Raw genomic sequence first — 2,415 nt, forward strand, 5'->3', positions numbered from 1 at the left:
GAAGCAGATTCGGCAGTTGGAGTTCGTCACCGAGATCCCGAGGGCGCCAACGGGCAAGGTGCTGCGGCGGGTGCTCGTTGCGAGAGAAGCGGCCGATGCCCGAAGGGTCTCTAGCGACGTCTAGCCGCGTACGAACACGGCCGATCGAGCAGGCGAAGCCAAGCGCGGTTGTCGACGTCGAATTGGGATGGAGCACCGCAGGAGTCAGGGGTCCGGGGACGGCGGTTTCCAGTGATCAATGCACCTTGAGGCCCCAGACACGGCTTCACCGTCCGCTCGGCTGGTCTCGACCAGGGATGCAGCGAACGGCGATACCGTCGCCCGCGTGTTCGTCGCCGACCTCGCCACTTCCTCGACCTGCCCGAGGATGCTCCCGGGCCGCACATCGGATGGCCGAACACCTGACGCTCTTGGTGCGCGCTGCGACCGCCGCGACGGCGGTACTCGGCGGGCCGGAGCCATTCGGCACCCAGGTCGAGGCCACAGTTCGGTCGACGTCGAAGTCGGCTGTGAGCCGTAGGGTTCGTGGCTGCCACCGATCCGCCCTGGCCACGATGCTGGCCGCCGACGTGTCGGAGATCGATCTGGTGGCGCTGATGGTCGACGGGGTGCACTTCGCCGACCACCTCTGCGTCGTCGCCCTCGGCAATGCCATCGACGGGACCAAGCAACCCCTCGGCGTGGTCGAGGGCGACACCGGAAACGCCACGGTGGTCAAGGACCTGCTGGCCGACCTGAGGGACCCGGGGCTGGACACGACCCGGCCCAAACTGTGCGTGCTGGACGGGGCAAAGGCGGTGGTCAGCGCCGTGAAGGCGGTGTTCGACCCCCGGTCGTTCATCGCTGCCAGCTCCACAAGATACGGACGTGGTTCGAAAGTTGCCCAAGGTCCTCGCCTCCAAGGTGGCGCGCAAGATGCGTGCCGCCCACCACGACCCCGATGCCCTGGCAGCCGACGCCCCACCCTCGAAGCCCTCGCCCGCAGTTTGACGCCGCCTACGCCGCTAACCCGGGCCGGTTGACGGTGGTCCGTCGGAGGGGGTCCGGCTCTTGCCCTTCGGCGAGGCGTGAAAACTGTGAGAGGGAGACCGATGTTTCCGCCACCGCGGGCCTTCGCCACCCAAGCTCCCCACGGTGGCGTGGATCAACAAGCCCACGACCGAAACGACACACAGAAGAAGGACTGAGAACTCGTCTCAGGTCTTGACAGATTCCGGGCCCATGGAGAGGCGTTCCAGAGGTACCTCGTGGGGATTTCTTCCCTTCGGGCGTAGGACGGACTGAGGGGCCGAAAAGCGCCGCCGTGCACGCCACAGCACCGACGGGCGAGGCCATAGTCGGGCGAGCGAGTGCGGGTTACGACAACCCTCCACCCTGGGCGTCGAGATCAAGCTCAACTTCGTCGAGTGACGGCCCCGGAGCGCTGGGATTCGTTCTCATGATTCGCTGAACGACCCGTCGGGGACGTCACCCAAGAATCGCCGCCGAGGCATTTCCCAGGTGGGGAGCGCCTCTCACAGCCGGCCGTGCGTCACGGACGACCACGCTCCGGCCACGCTCTCGTGCGAGCTCTCGGGCCACAGGACGCCCACAGCAACGCCTGCGAACTCGGCGACCCCTCGTCCGGAATGCTTCGTGTGTGGACGATGTCGACGCGACAGCGCGCACCGTCGACGACGGCGGCTCGCCTCCGCCGCCGACGCCGACGGGTACTTCTGCTTGGTCGACCACCTCAAGGAGCTCATCAAGTGCGGCGGGCCCACGTCGCCCCGCGCTTGGTCGGCCGACCGCAGCGAGCCTGCCGACGGGCGTCGGTTGGCCGGTGTGCTCACTTGGTTCCTGGCCCGCGCGCAGTAGCGTTCCGCGACGTGACCGAGGCCGAACGCCTCTTCGAGCCCTTCGTCCACCTGGTCGACGTCACCGACACCGCCGCGCTGATCGGCTGGGGAGGCTTCTGGCTCGACTGCGACGAGCACGGTGGCTGCCGGGTCGTCGACGACGAGGAGCTGGACGACCCCGACCGGCGACGAAGCGGCACAATCGGGGCCCACTCACCACCGTACGGATCGGCCGTGGTGGAGGTTCTCGACCACGGCGGGCGTGTGGTCGCCCAAGCCGCGACCGACGACCGCAACTCGGTCTGGGTCGAGGGGCTGGAACCGGACACCGAGTACGGCTACCGCATCGTCGTCGACGGGCGGCCGTGGGCCGACGGCCCCCGGTGGGACTGGGGTCCCGAGGGCTCCGGACACGGTGGCCCGTCAGGACCCCACACCCGCCACTACGACATGCGGCTGCGGACGCACCCCCGCGAGGACGTCGACATCCCGGTCACCTTCCTCGCCGTGGGCGACTACGGCGTTGGCATCTGCAATGGCGAGCCCGGCCGCCGTCAGCGGCAGGTGGCCCGGACCA

Annotated in this window: 2 protein-coding genes and 1 pseudogene; all 3 read left to right on the forward strand. The window is 68.5% G+C overall.

The genetic code is table 11. From position 1 onward, the window contains the following. Nucleotides 1-488: 488 nt before the first annotated feature. Nucleotides 489-927 (forward strand): annotated as a pseudogene (locus VM938_10440) (transposase). 708 nt (nucleotides 928-1,635) lie between these two features. Next, entirely contained in the window at nucleotides 1,636-1,857 is a 222-nt protein-coding gene (locus VM938_10445; protein HVF75456.1) for a hypothetical protein, read from the forward strand. An 11-nt stretch (nucleotides 1,858-1,868) separates the two neighbouring features. Beyond that, a partial coding sequence (locus tag VM938_10450; GenBank protein ID HVF75457.1) for a hypothetical protein occupies nucleotides 1,869-2,415 on the forward strand: 547 nt, incomplete at its 3' end.

The organism is Acidimicrobiales bacterium, from assembly GCA_035536915.1.
Lineage (GTDB): Bacteria > Actinomycetota > Acidimicrobiia > Acidimicrobiales > JAHWLA01 > JAHWLA01.